Origin of the sequence: Thermosporothrix hazakensis (genome assembly GCF_003253565.1) — a bacterium.
Classification (GTDB): Bacteria; Chloroflexota; Ktedonobacteria; order Ktedonobacterales; family Ktedonobacteraceae; genus Thermosporothrix; species Thermosporothrix hazakensis.
Map to the genome: position 1 here is coordinate 76623 of NZ_QKUF01000016.1, position 18642 is coordinate 95264.

The 18642-nt window shown below is 50.3% G+C and carries 13 protein-coding genes; 7 read left to right on the top strand and 6 right to left on the bottom strand.

Features of this window, described 5'->3' with window-relative positions; translation table 11 throughout:
• Positions 1–2 precede the first annotated feature (2 nt).
• Positions 3–1136 (top strand): acyl-CoA dehydrogenase family protein, encoded by a 1134-nt coding sequence (locus EI42_RS19870; protein ID WP_111324387.1) that lies wholly within the window; start codon positions 3–5, stop codon positions 1134–1136.
• A gap of 26 nt (positions 1137–1162) precedes the next feature.
• On the top strand, positions 1163–2218 hold the full coding sequence (locus EI42_RS19875; RefSeq protein ID WP_111324388.1) for an HAD-IIIC family phosphatase: 1056 nt from the start codon (positions 1163–1165) through the stop codon (positions 2216–2218).
• 62 nt (positions 2219–2280) lie between these two features.
• Here the strand turns inward: EI42_RS19875 and EI42_RS19880 are convergent, their stop codons facing one another.
• Entirely contained in the window at positions 2281–9423 is a 7143-nt protein-coding gene (locus EI42_RS19880; protein WP_111324389.1) for a non-ribosomal peptide synthetase, read from the bottom strand.
• Between the two features lie 921 nt (positions 9424–10344).
• Between EI42_RS19880 and ltaE the strand changes: the two genes are divergently transcribed.
• From ltaE to EI42_RS32670, 3 genes are all read left to right on the top strand, one after another.
• Positions 10345–11448, top strand: coding sequence for a low-specificity L-threonine aldolase (ltaE, locus tag EI42_RS19890; protein WP_111324391.1), 1104 nt, complete (start codon positions 10345–10347; stop codon positions 11446–11448).
• Between the two features lie 131 nt (positions 11449–11579).
• The gene (locus tag EI42_RS19895; protein WP_111324392.1) at positions 11580–12992 is read left to right on the top strand and encodes a cytochrome P450; all 1413 of its coding nucleotides are present in this window, start codon (positions 11580–11582) and stop codon (positions 12990–12992) included.
• Between the two features lie 141 nt (positions 12993–13133).
• Positions 13134–13301 carry a hypothetical protein gene (locus tag EI42_RS32670; protein ID WP_170142766.1) on the top strand — a complete coding sequence of 56 codons (168 nt, stop codon included), beginning with the start codon at positions 13134–13136 and terminating at the stop codon, positions 13299–13301.
• A gap of 9 nt (positions 13302–13310) precedes the next feature.
• On the opposite strand, the gene EI42_RS19900 is transcribed toward EI42_RS32670, so the two are convergent.
• Together EI42_RS19900 and EI42_RS19905 are read right to left on the bottom strand one after the other, a co-directional pair.
• Positions 13311–13631: a GNAT family N-acetyltransferase gene (locus EI42_RS19900; RefSeq protein WP_111324393.1), complete on the bottom strand. Its 321-nt coding sequence runs from the start codon at positions 13629–13631 to the stop codon at positions 13311–13313.
• 148 nt (positions 13632–13779) lie between these two features.
• Complete coding sequence (locus EI42_RS19905) at positions 13780–14676, bottom strand: CPBP family intramembrane glutamic endopeptidase (protein ID WP_111324394.1); 897 nt, start codon at positions 14674–14676, stop codon at positions 13780–13782.
• Positions 14677–15636: 960 nt separating this feature from the next.
• Here EI42_RS19905 and EI42_RS19910 point away from each other — a divergent pair.
• Positions 15637–16248, top strand: coding sequence for a TetR/AcrR family transcriptional regulator C-terminal domain-containing protein (locus tag EI42_RS19910; RefSeq protein WP_170142767.1), 612 nt, complete (start codon positions 15637–15639; stop codon positions 16246–16248).
• A gap of 5 nt (positions 16249–16253) precedes the next feature.
• Here the strand turns inward: EI42_RS19910 and EI42_RS19915 are convergent, their stop codons facing one another.
• The 3 genes from EI42_RS19915 to EI42_RS19925 form a co-directional block, all read right to left on the bottom strand.
• On the bottom strand, positions 16254–16787 hold the full coding sequence (locus EI42_RS19915) for a hypothetical protein (protein ID WP_211326265.1): 534 nt from the start codon (positions 16785–16787) through the stop codon (positions 16254–16256).
• A complete protein-coding gene (locus EI42_RS32675) occupies positions 16753–17241 on the bottom strand; it encodes a hypothetical protein (RefSeq protein ID WP_111324397.1) in 489 nt (162 codons plus the stop codon). The genes EI42_RS19915 and EI42_RS32675 overlap by 35 nt, the downstream gene beginning before the upstream one ends.
• Positions 17242–17399: 158 nt before the next feature.
• On the bottom strand, positions 17400–17624 hold the full coding sequence (locus EI42_RS19925) for a hypothetical protein (protein ID WP_111324398.1): 225 nt from the start codon (positions 17622–17624) through the stop codon (positions 17400–17402).
• A 335-nt stretch (positions 17625–17959) separates the two neighbouring features.
• On the opposite strand from EI42_RS19925, the gene EI42_RS19930 reads away from it, so the two are divergent.
• Entirely contained in the window at positions 17960–18451 is a 492-nt protein-coding gene (locus EI42_RS19930) for a DinB family protein (RefSeq protein ID WP_111324399.1), read from the top strand.
• Positions 18452–18642: the final 191 nt, after the last annotated feature.

The following is an 18642-nucleotide window of genomic DNA, read 5'->3' on the forward strand; positions in this document are numbered from 1 at the left end:
ATATGAAGATCGAACTGACACCCCAACAGCAGGCGATTCAAGACACCTGTCGTTCCTTTGTGCAGGAGCATATACAGCCTGTCGCGGATACATTGGATCGGGAACAACAGACGCCAGTCGAGCTTATCCGCACGATTGCCCGTAATCAGTATCTGGGCCCGTTTGTATCGACGGAATATGGTGGACAAGGAATGGATATGGTGACTGTCGGCATACTCCATGAAGAGTTTGGTCGAGGGTGCTCCTCTCTTCGCAGCTTGCTAACCGTTCACGGTATGGTGATCTATGCTTTATGCCGTTGGGGGACAAAACAACAAAAAGCGCAATGGCTTCCCCGACTGGTAAGGGGAGAAATCATCGCGGCATTTGCCCTGAGTGAGCCCGACGCAGGAAGCGATGCGCAGAGCATTCAAACGACTGTTACTGCTCAAGGCACGTCATTTCTCATTAATGGGCACAAGAAATGGATAACCTACGGTCAGGTTGCTGACGTGTTCCTTGTCTTTGCACTATATAAAGGAACGGTTTCGGCGTTTCTGGTAGAACGTGAGACGCCCGGATTGACTGTTCAGCCCATCACCGAGATGCTCGGGACGCGAGCTTCTATGCTGGCTGAACTCTCGTTTCAGGATTGCTCGATACCACAGGAAAACCTGGTAGGGAAGCAGAATTTTGGTCTTCAGGGGGTTGCTACCTCCTGTCTGGACTTCGGAAGATACAGTGTTGCCTGTGGCGCTGTTGGAATCGCTCAGGCGTGTCTGGATGCTTCCCTTCGCTATACCAGCCAGCGAAAGCAGTTTGGCTCCTATTTGAAGGAGTACCAGCTTATTCAGCAGATGATTTCGGACATGTTGACGGGAACGCAAGCTGCGCGGCTCCTCTGTTATCAGGCGGGATATCTCAAAGATGCAGGCGATCCCGCCTCTATTATGTCTACCTGTATGGCGAAATATTTTGCTGCACAGATAGCCGCAAAGGCTGCCAGAGCTGCCGTTCAAATTCACGGCGCGAGCGGCTGTAGTGGTGAGCATTCGGTTCAGCGCTATCTTCGGGATGCCACCATTATGGAGATTATAGAGGGAAGCACCCAGATTCAGCAGATTATGATAGCGCGTTATGGGTACTCCAATAGATGAGCAGGAAATGCGAAGGATAGAAACACATGGGAAGTGAGCAGCAGATAGTCCAACGCAAACAGATCAAGTGTGTGGTCTGGGATCTGGATAATACACTATGGGATGGCATCCTGTTAGAGGATGAAGCCGTCACTCTTCGTCCTGAGCTGCTTTCTGTGCTTCAGAAGCTAGATGAACGCGGTATTCTGCACTCGATTGCCAGCAAGAACGACCATGATACTGCCGTTTCAAAATTGAAGGAACTGGGAATCTACGATTACTTTCTTTATCCTCAAATTAGCTGGCAGGCAAAATCCACCTCCATTCAACATATTGCCCGGCTGCTCAATATAGGCATTGATACCCTGGCCTTTATTGATGATCAGGCGTTTGAGCGCGACGAGGTCGCCTATGCGTTACCGGATGTCCTCTGCCTTGATGCACAGCAGATTGCAACCCTTGTGGACAGGGCTGAAATGCTCCCTGACACGATCACCGCAGATGCACGGCGCAGGCGTTTGATGTACCTCAGTGAGATAGAAAGGCAAAAAGCTGAAAAAGATTTTACTGGCACAAACGAGGAGTTTCTGACAACGTTAAAAATGGTTTTCACCATTTCCCGTGCCCACGAGCAGGATCTGAAGCGAGCAGAGGAGCTTACAGTCCGTACGCATCAGTTAAATACGACCGGCTATACCTATTCATATGAGGAGCTAAGAGCACTGCTCGGTTCTTCTCGACATCGGCTTATTATTGCGGAGTTAGAAGATAAATATGGCTCATATGGAAAAATCGGGTTGGTGCTTCTGGAGTGCGAAGAAAAGATATGGACGATTAAGTTGCTCCTGATGTCCTGCCGCGTTATTTCGAGAGGCGTTGGCTCAATTCTGTTGAGCTATATTATTCAGGCTGCCAGAAGAGCGCGGGTCCAGTTGCGAGCGGAGTTTATATCGAATGATCGAAATCGCATGATGTTGGTGACCTACAAATTTCATGGCTTTAAGCCGATCAAGCAGGATGGGAACTTCACGCTCTTTGAGTATTCCTCAGATGTCGTTCCAGCCTTCCCCGATTATGTGCAGGTAATCGCCGAGGAACTCTAGCCAGCCAGATACAGGAAGACCGGCTACACAGCATGCTCTGTAGCCGGTCCGTTTTCTGTCTGCTAGATGGATGCCTTCATGTCCCGGGCGATTTCGCGCTGCGGATCTATAGCCTGAAGGAAATGGTTGAGAGACTGATGCGGCTGCGAAGCCATCAGAGTAAGCACCTGCTGGAAATTCTCCGCGATACCGGCAATCATACGATCACTAAAGTAGCGGCGATCGTAGGCGAGCGAGAGTGCAAGAGACGTGCCGGGCATAATCTCGACGCGTAAAGGGTGTTCAGTCTGGCCGAGCGAGCGCACATCAGTTACGTTCCAGTGTCGCAATGATTCAAGCGCTGCCGTATTCCAGGGGAAATTCTCGAAGACAACATAGCTCTGGAAAAAGGCCTTATAACGTGGCAGCTCACCCCATCCTTGCATATGAGGCTGTAAGCTATATTCGTACTGACGCATCTCTACCAGCATCCCCTGTACATCGCGGAGCCACGGAAGTAATGACGCTTCGGGTGTGACCTGGACACGTACCGGTAGCTGATTATTGAAAAGACCAACCATCTGCTCAACACCGGTAAGTGTGGTGGGACGCCCGGCAATCACATTGCCAAACACCACATCTGTCTGTTGTGTATAGCGACTGAGTAGTAAACTCCAGGCTCCCTGAAGCAGTGTATTCAGGGTTAATTGATGTTGGCGTGCCAGTGTTTTCAAGCGGGTCGTTGTCGCTGCGGCTACAAAGCTCAATTGTTTTACATAATGATCGGGATAATTGACGGGATCGAGGTCTCTCGGCTCTGGAGCCAGCGGTGTTGGTCGGGTAAAGCCGTGCAGGGTATGTTGCCAGTAGCGTTGAGCCTCCTGTTGATTCTGGCGCTGTAACCAGGCAATGAAATCACGATAGGGCCGGGGCGCTTCCAGGTGGAATTCTCGTCCCATATCAAGAGCCTGATAGGCAGTAAAGAAGTCTCGCTGGATTACCGGAAAACTCCAACCGTCCTGTAGCATATAATCAAAGCATAGGAGGAAGAGGTACTTCTTCTCGGCAACGCGGAAGAGGGCTACAGAGGAGTGTGGAGCCTCGTTCAGCTTGAATCCTTTGCGCCGAAGCTCACGAATACGCCGGGTCAGGCGCTCCTGCTGGCTGTGCTCGTCAAGTGCTCTCCAATCCTCTTGCTCCAGGACGACTCGAACCTGCTTATGAACAACCTGCAATGGTTGGTCCAGATCATCCCAGATAAAGGATGTACGTAAAACTGGATGAGTCTGTATAGTGTGCTGCCATGCTTGCTCAAACGCGTTGATGTTCAGGTTGATATTGTCAAGCGTGAGACACTGATAGATCACATACAGTCCATCCTGGGGATGGTGAAGCCGCTGGAAAAGCATATTCTGCTGCATGGGCGTTAAAGGGTAGACATCCTCAATAGCCGGGTTCTTTCCAAAGAGACGATCAATCTGTTCTCGGGTGAGTCGGGCGAGAGGGAAGTCTGAGGGCGTGTAGCCATAAACGCCGGGGGTAGTGCAGTGCTCTACCAGTTGCATGAGCATCCTCTGATATGAGGTAGCATAGCCCTGAATTGTTGCCGGGTCGTATACCTTTGAATCAAAGTGCCAGCTAATAGACAATGTATCCTGCTGTAACCGGGCAATGAGAACAGGAAATTCCTTGCTCTCTGCTTCTGCCAGATGGATAGCAACAGTTTCCGCGAACAGCTCCCCTTGAGCGTTTGGGTCGTCCATATAATGGAGAGCAAACGGCGTATGATCGAAAAGCGGTGTCTTATCTGGCTGAGGAACGTGACGCAGTTGCTCTTTGACAAGTTTGATGGCCTCACCAGGAGACCTCTCTTTGGTCTGGAAATGATACAGGTAAGGTATTGTGAAACAGCCGAGGCTTTGTGTATAGTCAGCCTCGTCGAAACTCGCGTTGCGTCCGTCCGCATAGAGGGCAAAGGTGAAAAGCTGCCCATTGCCTGTTTGTTGAAGCGTGAGCAGCAGGGCCGTAACCAGGAACTCCTGTGGCCTTGTCCGATACGCCTTTTGAGCATTGAAGAAAGCCTGTGTCTCTTCCCGGGTCAGGCTGAACTGAAGGTGGATCTGTTCGCCCTGTTCATGTGTGTGCCCTTTGCCAACCGGCTGAAGCTCTTTTGGCCAGAAGTTGCTATAGCTCTGTACCCATTGGAAGAAGGATGGAACCTGCGAAGTAGAAGGCGTTGCTCCCTGGGCCAGCCGTTGATATGCCTGCGCAAAATCGTGTATCAGCACGCTCAGAGAACGGCTATCAGCGATAAGCGGATGCAAAGAGAAGTGCAGATAGCTTACCTCATGCTGCTCAATGAGCGTGATTCGGCTCAGAGCGGTTTCGCCTGTATTCAACTCCTCTATGATCTCGGCTTCACTGCTATCAGGACGTTGCCAGTGCACAAAGAACTGGCTGATATCGCCTCGTTCCTCTCCCTGTTTATAGCCGTCGGCTGTCTCCACAAAGCGCGTATGTAACGCAGGGTGCGCGATCAGCAGATATTGAGCCGTTTGCCGAACAATGACCGGGTTCAATGCGGTGCTTGTTTTGACGAGCAACTCGTATGGACGATGCTTCTCCTGTTCCAGAAGCTGCTGCTGATAGGGAGTCAGGGGCCAGAAAGCCTGTTCGGTCTCCCTGGGAGGAGTTGTTTCCTGGGTATCAAGCAGTGCCTGTGAGAGCTCGGCAATGGTCTGATACTGAAACATCAGCCTGGGCTCCATATGGATGCCGACCTCGTTTGCTCTTGCAACGACCTGAATCCCTTTAATAGAATCGCCCCCAAGCTCAAAGAAATTATTGCTTCGGCCTACCCGTTCCAGGCCCAGAACGCTCGCCCATATTCGAGCCAGCTCTTCTTCAAGTGGCGTTGTTGGTGCCTCATAGGTTGCTTCAATGCCTAAAGCCACACTTTCGGGAGCAGGGAGCTGACGCCGATCGACTTTGCCATTGGGAGACAGTGGTAATTCTGGAAGCAGAATATAGCTGACAGGAACCATATATTCAGGGAGCCGCTCCTGTAGATACGCTCGTAAGTCGTTGATACGCTGTTGTTTCTGCTTATCCTGAAAGGGCATGGTTGCGTATTGCTGCCAGTTTGGTTGTTGAAGGTGCTGAAGGGAAGCCGGGCTGTAATCCAGTACAGGCCGCTCGCCTTCTTTTCGCACAAAGACGACATCATAATAGCCTTCGTTATTGTCTGGCGTCCACTGAATAATCACATGATAGCCAGATGCCTCACCTGTACTCCACCATTCCTCAGGATCAATTCCTATTTCATAGTCATATGCAGTGGACTGCTCAAAGAGTTCCGCCACAGTCTGCTTCGAGTATTGGGTCAACTGCTGATAAAGGAAAACATCGCGCTGTACGCGAGCGTTTGGTATCCCTGTAATGGCGAGCAAAGAGGGATTGTGCTGTTGTAGCTCTTCCTGAAGCGTGATCGGGCTGAGATCCGCATTCCAGGAGCGCCAGGGAACATCAGTCAGTACAGCCAGATTGGCCTGTTCCAGATGGAGCGTGACATCATAACGGAAACGAGTCATCTCGTTATCATACCCGCGTTTCAGATGGACCTCTACACAGGAGATCTGTGGGAAACGCTTCTTGAGGGCCGCAAAGAAGGCAGGGTCTAGAACAAGCTCGTCTTCCTGTTCACAGCGCTTATGAATACGGGCAAGCAACTGAGCAGCAGGGACATCAGGTGCCGCATGCTCTATCTCTACAGAGGTATGGAAGATGGTGAGTAGCGGGAGGTTACGAATATCTCCGAGGAAGATGCGACCTCCTGGTTGCAGGTGTTGTATGGACTTTTCAATTACCTGGAGCAGATATTCGATATTTGGGAAGTACTGAACGACCGAGTTTAAAATGATGGTGTCAAATTTTTCACTATTGAGGCTGCTCAAGTCATCCGCACGCGCGCAGGCAAGGGTAACATGGGCCAGATGTTGCGCATCAATATGTTGTTGCAGTCGCTCAATAACGGAGGGTGCAATATCTGTTCCATGATAGCGCGAGCAGTGTGGGGCCAGGCGGAACAGCAGGAGGCCAGAGCCGCACCCGATTTCCAGAATGCGTTGTGGTTGTAGGGCTGCGATGCGATCAACAGTCGTGATGGTCCAGACACGCATCTCCTCAGCGGGAATTGAGAGACCTGTATAGCTACTGTTCCATCCCGATGTATTAAAGGTGGGGTCACCCTCTGCTTCGCTGTTGCGATAGGTATCGTCAAAGATCTCCTGCCAGTGAGAAACCTGCTCCTCTGAGAAATGCTGTTCCGGGGATTGTGCCTCATGCTCCGCATCCTCAAGGGTAACATAAGCGACCAGACGCTTCTCACCGGGAGTATCTTCGCGTGCCAGCACAGCAGCGGCCTGTACTGCCGGATGCTGACTTAACACAGCTTCAATCTCTCCCAGTTCAATGCGGTATCCTCGTATCTTTACCTGATGATCTATCCGTCCCAGGAATTCCAGAGTGCCATCTTCACGAAAACGCGCGAGGTCGCCGGTCTTGTAGAGGCGAGCACCCGGTTCCTTGCTAAATGGGTCAGGGACGAACTTTTCGGCGGTGAGATCCGGGCGATTATGATAGCCTCTCGCAAGGCCGATTCCACCATAGTACAGCTCGCCGGGAACACCTGCCGGGACCGGGTTACCATACACATCTAATACGTAGGCCTGGGTATTGCTGATCGGGCGTCCAATCGGTATAATGCCCCACCCACGGTTGTCATCCCCTTTCTGACAATACCATATGGTTGAGTCTACAGAAACTTCGGTTGCGCCACACAGGTTTGTCAGTTCCGCATCAAGGCAGGAGAAGAAGCGGTTTTGATGCTCCAGTGTCAACGCCTCACCGCTGCACACGACATGTTTCAGAGAGGTACAGAGGCCGGCGTTTTTGTCTTCCAGGAATGCCTGAAGCATTGCCGGCACAAAGTGGATGGTGGTAATCTGCTGCTCTTGAATGGTCTGGATCAGATAGGTGCTATCACGATGGCCCTCCGGTTTCGCCATAACAATAGAAGCCCCGACCATAATCGGCCAGAAGAATTCCCAGACGGAGACATCAAAGCTCATAGGGGTCTTTTGCAAGACGCGATCATCTGTACTGAGCTTGTAAGCGTCTTGCATCCAGAAGAGCCGATTGCAGAGGCCCTGGTGCGTGGTCATCGCTCCTTTAGGCTTGCCTGTGGAACCAGAGGTGTAAATGATATAGCAGAGATTCAGTTCAACGGTAGTATGCACCGGGTTGGTTGTGGACTCGTGCGTAAGGTCTTCTGTGTCCAGACAAAGGACGGGGAGGCTGTGTGCAGGAAGCTGTTTCAGGAGATGCTGCTGTGTCAGAATAATTGATGCCTGAGCATCTTCAAGCATAAAAGCCTGTCTTTCCCGAGGATAGGTCGGATCGATCGGGACATATGCGCCTCCTGCCTTAAGAATTCCCAGAAGCGCAGGGACCAACTCTAATGAGCGTTCCATACAGATGCCGACGCGCACTTCTGGCCCCACGCCGAGCGCTCGTAAACGGTGAGCGATCTGGTTTGCCCGGTTATTGAGTTCTCGATAGGAGATTTGCTGATCCTTGTAGATGACCGCAGGTGCATCGGGAGTACGCTCAATCTGTTCCTCGATAAGCCAGTGCAGGCAAACGCCCTGCCGATAGGCGATATCAGTTGCATTCCATTCCAGGAGAATTCTGTGTTTTTCTGCATCGGTCAGCAGGTTGAAATCGGAAATACGTTGTTTCGGTTGAAAGACAACCGCCTGTAAGAGCGTTTGAAGATGTCCTATGAGCCTTTCCATTGTCTGTGAGGTAAACAGATCTGTATTGTATTCCAGGCCGCAGAATAAGCGCTCGCCATCTTCCATGACCGAAAGCCAGAGGTCAAACTTGGAGGTTCCGCTTTCAACGCCTTCAAGTATCTGAAGGGTCAGTTCATCGCCAAACTGAAGCTCGGGCATAGGCGTGTTTTGAAGCACGAGCATGACTTGAAAGAGAGGGCTATGACTTAACTCTCTTTTGGGCTGAAGCTCTTCTACCAGACGTTCAAAAGGAACATCCTGATTCTCATAGGCTCCAAGTGTCGTTTCACGTACCCGGTGTAAAAGCTCCAGGAATGTCGGATTTCCATGAAGTTTTGTGCGTAATACCAGTGTATTCGCAAAAAATCCGATAAGCTGTTCTATTTCTCCCTGTGACCGATTGGCAATAGGCGTGCCAACAAGAATATCTTTCTGTCCACTATAGCGATACAGAAGAACATTATAGGTTGCGAGGAGTAGCATAAACAGCGTACAATCGTGCTGTTTGCAGAAATCGTGTAGTTGCTGAACGAGGGGAGGTTCTATTACAAATGCCTTCAAGGCTCCCCGAAAGGTTTGGGTTGTGGGACGTGGATAGTCTGTCGGAAGTTCTAAAATGGTGGGAGCGCCTGCCAGTTGTTCCCGCCAGTATTGCAGTTGCCTGGTGAGAATGTCCCCCTGGAAACGCTTCCGTTGCCAGAGGGCAAAATCTGCGTACTGCACAGGGAGTTCTGGCAGGGGAGAGGGTTTTTGGGCTGTATAGACGGAATAGAGTTCAGCGAGCTCTCTGGCGAAAATACCAAGTGACCATGTATCCGTAATAATATGATGCATTGTCACAATAAAGATATGCTCATGGTTATTGATGCGCGCCAGATGAGCCCTCATCAATGGTCCTCGGGAAAGGTCGAACGGTGTCTGGGCATCTGCGCGAGCAAGTCGCCGTGCCTCGTTTTCACGTTCCTCTGGCGGGGAAGATGCCTCCAGATCATGGATGGCCAGTGAAATAGTTCCTCTGGGAGCGATAATCTGCATTGGTTTGCCATCTATATCGGCAAATGTCGTACGTAGTACCTCGTGCCTGCGAACAATTTCATGAAGGCTTCTCTGTAATGCGTCAATATCGAGCCTGCCGAGCAGACGAGCAGTAAAGAGGATATTATAGTTAATTCCTCCCGGGGCAATCTGGTCAATCAGCCAGAGTCGATGCTGTGAGAAGGAGAGGGGAATAAAGTTTGCTTCAGAGCGACGGGTAATGCCAGTAAGCTGGCTTGTGGAAGGAGCAACACCTTGTTTCCAGCGTTCAAGCAACGCCTTTTTCGCTGGAGACAGATGGGCCTTGCGCGTTGAAAGGTTTTGTTCTTCAGACATACAGGCCTCCCAATCCTGGTTCTTATTGATGGCTGCATCTGAGACGACGCACAAACACTATTGATGCTATCAGGTGTTGATATTGCTGGAATAATCTTGAATGCAGCACTGGATAGCTGCAATAGACAGAGCGCGCAATCCACTCTGTTTCCGCCTGAAAGCGAGAGGCTTTTGAAGCTATTTCCAGGCGAAAGAACATGTTACAAAACGCTTGTGTCAATATCGGTCGCAATAATGCAAGTGGGGAAGTGAGATTTCTGAGCCAGGAGTTCAGAAAAGCGAAAAACGGTGTTCGTTTTTTGTTGGTCGATTGGTGTCGCAGAGAAAGAATGCTGCCCGTGAGCGCTCGACAGTTCCTTTGTTTGATGATACCCTCCCTGGAATACTCCACAATCCTCTTCAAAAAGCACAGAAGCCGATTTTTAATGGGTTTTCGTTTTGAGAAGGAATATAGATTATTTTACCATGCTCTCAATTACTCTTGCGTAAGAATGGCAAAAGATTGTATGATGAAAGTAAGTATGATGTATATTATGTATATATCATGAAAAGCAAAAAAGAGTCAAGTGGAAAAGGCAATTATAAAAAAAGTTAGCATTATGAAATATATTTTTACGTCTACGCTTTTAAAAGCCTATTTTGTTGTTTAATCTGTTTGTAGAAAACTGTTATAGAAGGAAAGCGGGGATACATAGTTACCCCTGTTATTTATTGATTTTTACGCATGTGGTGTTATTAGACGCTTTATCTCTTCCTGTAAAAGGAAGGAGGAACACTTATATTTCCCCTTCTCTCATACCGGTAAAAAGGAAAAGAAGTAAACAGCATCCATTGTGCTTTTCGAGCAAAGAAGTTGAGGAAAGAACCATATTGATCATTTTATTATCTGCTTCTGAGTAGATTTTTAAGGAGAATGACACAATGATTGTTGACTTGAGAAGCGATTCTGTTACACGCCCATCCGCTGAAATGCAAAGAGTCATGTATCAGATAGAATTAGGGGATGATGTGCTAGGCGATGATCGCACAGTGCAGGCTCTGGAGGAATATACAGCTACATTGGTGCAAAAGGAAGCTGCTCTCTTTGTTCCTAGCGGTACGCAGGCCAATTTGATTGCCATTCTGGTGCATTGTCAGCGGGGAGATGAGATTATCCTGGGATCAGAAGCGCATATTTTCCACTACGAATTAGCAGGACCGGCTGCGCTTGCAGGCGTACAGGCACGTCTGATTCCCAACCTGCCAGATGGCTCTTTACCGATGGAGCTTTTAAGCCAGAGTTTTCGCGCGTCGGGGCCGCTCTTTCCTCCTATAACTCTTGTATGTCTGGAAAACACACAGAATCGCTGCTCAGGCGCCCCCATTGATATTGTACATACGCAGCAGGTAGCAGATATCGCTCATGCAAGGGGGGCCGCGTTACACCTTGATGGAGCAAGAATTTTTAATGCTGCGGTCGCCTTGAATTGTCGGATAGAAGATCTGGTTGCTCCGGCGGACTCGGTCGCTTTTTCGCTTTGTAAGGGACTCGGAGCCCCTTCAGGGGCCATGCTTTGCGGCTCTACAACGTTTATTCGTCATGCGCGGCGCTGGCGTAAAACGCTTGGTGGAGCTATGCATATGCCGGGAATGCTGGCGGCTGCGGGGCTTTATGCTTTGCAACATATGATTGAACGTTTGCAGGAAGATCATGAGAACGCTCGCAGGCTGGCAGAGGGTCTGGCCGGTCTACCAGCTATTCATGTAGATTCAGAATCCGTACATACGAATATTGTAATTGTGCAACTCAAGGACGAGAAGATAACAGTCCATGATTTTCTTGCTCAATTAGAAGCGCGTGGAGTGCTGGCCTTAGCTTTTGGCTCCCGGGCTATCAGGTTGGTGACGCATAAGGATATTGGACAAGTCCATATAGAGCGGGCGATAACAGTATTTCAATCTATCGTTAGTACGCCTGTTTTCTCTCCGCCCGCTTTCTCCCGAGGAACAGAACAGCCACCCGGAGGCACAAGAGTGAGCCTGTGAAATAGAGAGCAAGCGAGCAATCAGTTCATGATGCTTCATGGTTGCTGTGTAAATAGATGACTGTCAATGTATTGATGATTCAGGTTCCCATTCTCTGTCGATGTAGTGCAAAAGATATCAGGAGGTTGCAGATGGCCACTCTCGCTGCTCGCTCCATTCCTGGCCCGAAGGTTTTTCCTTTGCTTGGCTGGAGATCGAATCTGGTCAAGGCGTTCTATACCCCTTTCTTCTATCTTCCCTGGTTACATAAAACGTATGGGAATATCGCCACGCTGGCTGCCGGTAACCTGACCTATGTCGTTGTCTTTGGACCGGAGAATAACTTTAAAGTGCTCTCCAATCCAGATTGTTTTGAAGTGACCAAAGGAACAATTCTGGAACGTATGCCAGCAGATTCCGCTTTTAGTCGTATGATGCTGCGCAATGTTGCAATGGAAAGGGGGAAAGAGCATCGTCGCCTGCGCCGCTTGATGCAGCCCGCGTTTCATCGCAAGATGCTCACCTGCTATCATCATAATATGGTGGAAATGACGCAATATGTGCTGGAGCGATGGGAAACGCAAAATGAGTTTGAATTGAATCAGGAGATGAAGCGCATTACCTTGCGAATCATCATCAAAGCTCTTTTTGGCCTTTATGATGAACGGGAGTTGGAGAGGATCAGTACGACCATATTTCAATTAAATAAAGCAGTGCCCCTGGCATTGATCCTGCCCGTGAATCTGCCCGGGACTCCTTATCATCAGACATTGCGTTTAGGGGAAGAGTTGGAGCAGTTCTTTTTAAAGCTTATAGAGCAGAAACGCTCACAAACAGAAGCAACTGACGTTCTGGCTGCACTCATTCATGCACATGATGAAGACGGGAGCTTCTTAAGTGAGGACGAGCTTCTAAGCAATACGGCTTCACTCTTCCTTGCGGGTTTTGAAACAACGATGACATCGCTAACCTGGGTGCTCTTCTTGCTTCATCAGCATCCACATATCCTTTCTGATTTGCTCGATGAGCTGGAAGGGATCTTGCAGGGGAATGCACCGACGCCCGAACAGATTGCTCAAATGCCTTTATTGGATGGAGTGATTAAAGAGAGCCTGCGCTTGCTTCCCCCGGGTTCGGTAGGTGCTCGGGTGACCATGACTGACTGTGAACTTGAAGGCTACGAAATACCAGCAGGCACAAACATCTTGTACAGTCAATTTGTGACGCATAGAATGCCTGAACTCTATCCCGAACCGAACCGTTTCAAACCTGAGCGCTGGTTGACCCTGAAACGTACTCCCTATGAGTATCTGCCATTTGGGGCGGGGCAGCATATGTGTATTGGTGCGGGCTTTGCGATCTATGAGATGAAAATCATTCTCTCGGTACTCCTTCAACGATATCGCCTGCAATTTGTTCCGGGTACGCAGGTTGAGCCCAAAGTAAGGATGCAGCCAAAGTACAGGTTGCAGGTAAAGGCTGTGCCGCAGGATAGGCGTTTTGAGCGGGTTCCTGTACGGGGGCGAATTCTAGAGCTGGTTGATATCTCTGATCATGAGATGTGATTTTTGCTGCCCCTGGCACTGTTCGCACAGGCTATCTGGGAATTTTGGTGCTGTCGGGGGCAGCCTGAGTGTTTGCCAAACAGGACTTTCAGCCTCCTGTCTTCAGGCCTGGAGGAGCTATAAGGTGTACGTTTCTGGACAGTGTGCCGCTATGGGGCGTTGCGCAGTGGCGGCTCGCACCCATACCGGCTGAAGGAAGAAGTCCAGGGCAGTGTTAATGCGCTGAAAGGCGGCGGAATCGGCCTCGACGCCTTACGGAGACGAAACCGAGTTGATGATAGAGGCGAATCGCGCCGGGATTATTATTGACATGCAGCATCATCGCTTCCTTTCCGTCCGCCTGCCAGGCGCGCAGAGAGCGGGTAACAAGCGCAGCCCTATTTTCTGACCGCGTCTGTCAGGATGAACGCCCACTTGAATCAGATAGCCATCCTGCGGGGCTTCTTCATCATCGGCGTTGGTCACAAAGCCCGCCGCCCGTCCGTCTATCAGCGCAAGAAAGGAGAGTTCAGGCCGGAAGGCGGGATCATCGGCGGTCCAGCGGCCCCATTGTTCCTCGCTCCATCCCGGGAAGCCCGGACGCTCCCGAAAGGCTGCCTGATACGCTGTAAGATGCCAGACGAGCGAAGCAAGAACCAAACAGGGGAAATATCGTTGAAGGCGTTGATCCTATGAGCGCAATGCAAGCAAGAGGGTGACGCACCCCCGCGTTCATACAGGGGTACGTCAATCCTGACAGCAGGAGCCGGGTTGCAGGCTCCTGAGGTATCAGCTTTGCGGCAAGCGATCACCTATTTGCAGCAGCAGCGCGACTGGATCGGCTCCTGAGCCACGAAGGCACGATCACCTGCTTGCGCTTTACAATCAGGATCAGGAAAATGGCACTTGCTACAAGACATGCCAGGAGTGCGACTACCCCTGCCTCAGGTCCGAAGTTTCCTCCCGTCCAGAGGGCTGGCCCGCTGATAGTCGGGGTGATAACTGTTTTTCCGCTAGGATCAACACCGGATATCGTTGCGCCAAAGAACGGCCCCTCGAAGAAATTCCAGGCCCAGTGAATCCCAATTGCTAGCCAGAGACTGCGTGTGAGCATATACGCGACTCCCAGCAAGATTCCCGCTTCGAGCGCAATAGCGAGCGCCCCAAACAGGGTCGCACCCGGGTTAAGCAGATGTCCCAAACCGAAAAAGAGCGCGCTGAGAATGATCGCGATCCATGATCCTAGCGAGCGCTCCAGGAGACGAAAGAGTATTCCTCGAAAGACTCCTTCCTCAAAAAGGGCTACCAGCAGGTGGATCCCCAATCCTTGCAATATCAGGGTCACTGCGACCGGAGCAGGGGCGATAGAGGTAATGCGATACCACCCGGCCAGAGCGAGGATACCAATAGTCGTGCCTTGCAAGAGCAACCCCAACACGAAACCGAGGAGAAGATTGCGCACCAGATGCCGGCCGGACAGTCCAAGTTCAGCAAAAGGACGACGCTCAACCCAAAAGCGTGCAAGTAAGAACGTAGCTGCCACTCCTACAACAAGTATGCTCTCTCCTATGGTTTGCCCGATTAATTGTGAGGTGTTCAGCATGGAGACAATAAAACTGGCCAATACACCAATTATTGCCAGAAAAATGAGTTCAATGACGAGCTGGATGAGAGAGAAGGAAAAAAGACGACGAAAAAAACTCATGAGCACTCCTTGCTTTTTCTATCTCCTCAATGGGGATATTCACTATTGGTTACCGTAAAACTTTCTCTACATAAGACGATATGAGGAACAGGCCTTGACTGGTTAAAAACAAGTGGTCAGCAGGTGATTCGGTATACCTCTCTTCATTATTCCTATCTGGCGGCAAGTGCCACCTGAATGCTTCGGTGAGGAGCCTGAGTGCACGTGGTCAATGTAAAAAATACGTTCCCTTCTGTGTTGAGCCAGTATCCTCTTGATAGCAGTACGAGAATAGCTCTTACCTGGCGCTACATTAAAAGCAAAAGTAGGAGAGTGTGTTTATCCACCTTTTGCTTACTTTGTGACTTCCCATATACATCAAGTATCAGGTGTGTAAATCTCAACATTCTCTGAGCACCACCCAAATCATTGTGAGGATGAGGGTTCGGGCGTCAGAGACACAAAGTAGGCCGCTGACAAGGTATCAGAAACTGAGTCGTTTCCATTGGCCCCTTTGCGAACCGGACGGGCACGCATACACACTGGCGTAGCTCACATGATCATACACTCACCAAACAGCAACACTGTTCATAAACTCTTTCACAGAGCAGACACGCGCTCGGGCTGATGAGCCCGGAGGTATATGGCCAGCGTTCAGGATCAGTTCAAAGCGTGCACTTCCCAATGATTGAGCATAGAAAAACTGTTACAGGAATCCTGCGCATATCCTGCAAGCGCGCAAGAGTCAGACCATCCGCCCGCCACCAACGATGCTAATACGAGGAGACGTTCGTGTGGTCATCAAAAAAACCTCCATTAGATTACGGACATAAAAATTGTATGCTGTTCAATTGAACACTGTCCAATTCTACCCGATGCTATGCTATAATGTCAAGGCATCATAGGCAGAGTACTAACCAGCAGGCAGCCCGCGCACTTTCTGGAGCTTGCTGTGTTCTGGGTTTTTTGGAGAGGAAAGTTATGAAAATATGCCGAGAACAGATCATTGAAACTGCCCTGTCCCTGCTCGATCGGGACGGTCTGGAAGGGGTCACATTGAGGAAGGTTGCCGCAGATCTGCATGTTCACACCGGGGCTCTCTACTGGCATGTGCGCAACAAACAGGATTTGATTGACGAGATGGCGAACAGACTGTTATCCGAACAGTTCTCGCAGCACGAAGAGCCGGCGTCGGGTCAGGACTGGGAGGACTGGTTACGAGAGGTATGCCAGCGTTTACGGCAGGCGATGCTTGCACATCGTGAAGGCGCACGGGTGGTTGCAGGAGCAGGGTTTGCTCGTGCCATTACGTTAAAGAGGCTGGTGGAGGCGATCATTCACAATCTGCTCGTCGCGGGTTTTCCTTCCCGCCTGGCCTTCATCACCTGTAATACCATTCTCTCTTATGTTTATGGCTTTGTAATTGAAGAACAGGCTGCACCAGGCGATGACGATGCAAACAGGTGCGAGGGGTCAGGTGGCTCGATTTTGTCTACTGCCTGGAAGGAGCATCAGGCCAACAATTACACGGCTGATATGGACTTTCTGGCTGGATTGGAACTGATTCTTGAGGGAGTGAAACAGCACAGATAGCAGGCTTATGTGCTCCATCCCTTGCAATAAAAAAGAGGAGCACCATTCTTTCTGAGAAAAGCGGATTGAGAGAGTATTTGCAAAACGGCCTGGTGCGTGTTGAGGTGGAGACGGCGTGCAATCTCGCTTGCCTGAAGGCGGTTGTTGACCCCGAGCTTCTGACGGATGTGTTTCACGTGGTCCTTCACGAGAAGACCATCCTGCTTCTGTTGGGCAAGATCATTGATGAAGTGTGTCAGGATAACCTCTATTGAGATCTGTTCAAAAGGCGGGCGTGTAATGGCGGAAAGTTGAGCTAACGCGGCTCGTCCTATGCTTTCATTCAGGCTCTGGTATGCGGCAATGATAGAGCGCCAGAAGCGGTGCAGGTCGTTATCCTGAGTGTCGAGCGAGACCCAGGCTATTGTGGCTGTCCTGTGGCGCCGGTTCATCCATTGAAGGACCGCGGTCGTTTGGCCAAAGCCTGCTGGCGCCTGAATCAGAGTGATTGGATGCGAAAGAGCCTCATTGAGCCGGGGTAAGCAGGCGCGAGCGTTCAACAAGCTGTGGTGAGAGTTTGGACAGGAGAAGAGGAAAGGAAGCTCGACGAGGAGTGGTTCTGGAAGGGGCACGAAGCCGGTTTGTTTGCCTTTCAAGCTTTGGGAATGATTGAGATTCGGCAGATGAGGACAGCAAGGCTGGACGACTTGGTTTCGCGAAACTATGCGCGATGTCTTCCAGGAGCGATAAAGAGAGATAGCTACATTTGCCGATATAGCGTTTTATGATTCTCTCTTGCGTGCGACGATAACCGCACCAATAGGTACCGCCTCGCTGTTTTGTTTCCTTGCGTGCGGTATAGTGGCTCCCGGAGCGACTCTGAAAGGAAAATGACGGAATCTGCTCAAGCCATTCTGACCTGAGGGCCCATGAATCCGCAAGGCCATCAAGCAGAAACTCATAGCGTTGATTCTGCTCAGACCACTTGATTTGATAAGGAATGTATCTGGGCATGGAGTATCCTTTCAGAAAAAGAGGGATATGGTGTTACCCAACACCTCCAAGTATAGCATATTTCTGTTGGAGTCGAAAAAAGAAACCCGAGGCAGCAAACATATCTCGGGTTTTTCTTTTCTCGCCTCTCAACTACATCAGCTTTACCGGCCTTGCCTCTAAGCTGCTCGCTGTTTCTTCGATTTCCATAGAATTAAGCCGCTGATGAGTGCCACTGTCAGCCCCACCAGCAGGAGAACGACACCTCCAGGGAGCTGGAATTCGTGAGGAAGGAAGCCAAGCACGTTAAACCAGTTATCTGTTCTTCCTCTCAGAGTATTCAGAAACACTCCCAGTCCTAGAATGAACGAAAGCTGACCGAGAATGAGAAACACTAGAGCCATAACCAATGCCTTTCTTTAATAGGTATGTATCCACTTCAGAAGCCACATGACCATGTGGAGTACCATGCTTTGTGTGCACTGTTGTTGCAGTATATTCGGGTGGCAGCAATGCAACATCCTCCTGATAGGTGGTTCTTTGAGAAGGAGATAAGAAAAGGTCTGGTGAGGTGTGCCGGTAAAGAAGGGCCCTATCCGGTGGTCCTGTTCATTTGCCAGGGGTATCGGGAAAGAGATAGGATGTGTGCAGGGTGTGCACCCCTATGGGGATATCGTGCCCGTTTGTTTTTTTCTGGGAGAAGAGGTCAGAAACAATTTGAGAAAGGCAAGAAAATCACATGGCAACGATACAAGAGCGACAGGCACTTCTTCAGCGGTATTCACAGGCATATGCTGAGGTTCAGCAGGCACTGGAAACATTTCCTCGCCACTCCTGGCACTTTAAGCCAGCTCCTCATGAATGGAGCATTCATGAGATTCTTATTCATCTCGCAGACGCCGAAGTGCATGGCTTTATCCGTATTCGCACCGCTCTTGCTGAACCGGGCTCGCCCATCAGTGTTTATGACCAGGATCGGTATGCAGAACGTTTGTATTATCATGAGCAGAATACTGAAGAGGTGCTTCATCTCTTCCGATTGTTGCGCCAAACGACCTATCAACTGCTCACGCTCCTGCCAGAAAGCGCCTGGAGCAACACAGTTCAGCATCCTGAGAGTGGCATACTCAGCCTGGATGACCTGCTACAAACATATACGGAGCATGTGCTTGTGCATATAGAGCAGATGCGCAAAAACGTTCAGCTCTGGCGCGAGCAGGAGCATGCCTGAGGTTGCTAGCTGGATAGAGGGAAGCAAGCTCTCATGTTCCCCTCCAGCATTGTGAGCGGCCAGAAAAAGTGACGTCGGCGAGAAGCGTGTGAGAAGCTTTACCAGGAAATGGCTCAGAAAGCTCCGCCCTTTCATAGCCTCTACGCGCTCTCGAAAGCCGAGGGCGGACAAGCGGTTTGAAATCCTTCGCC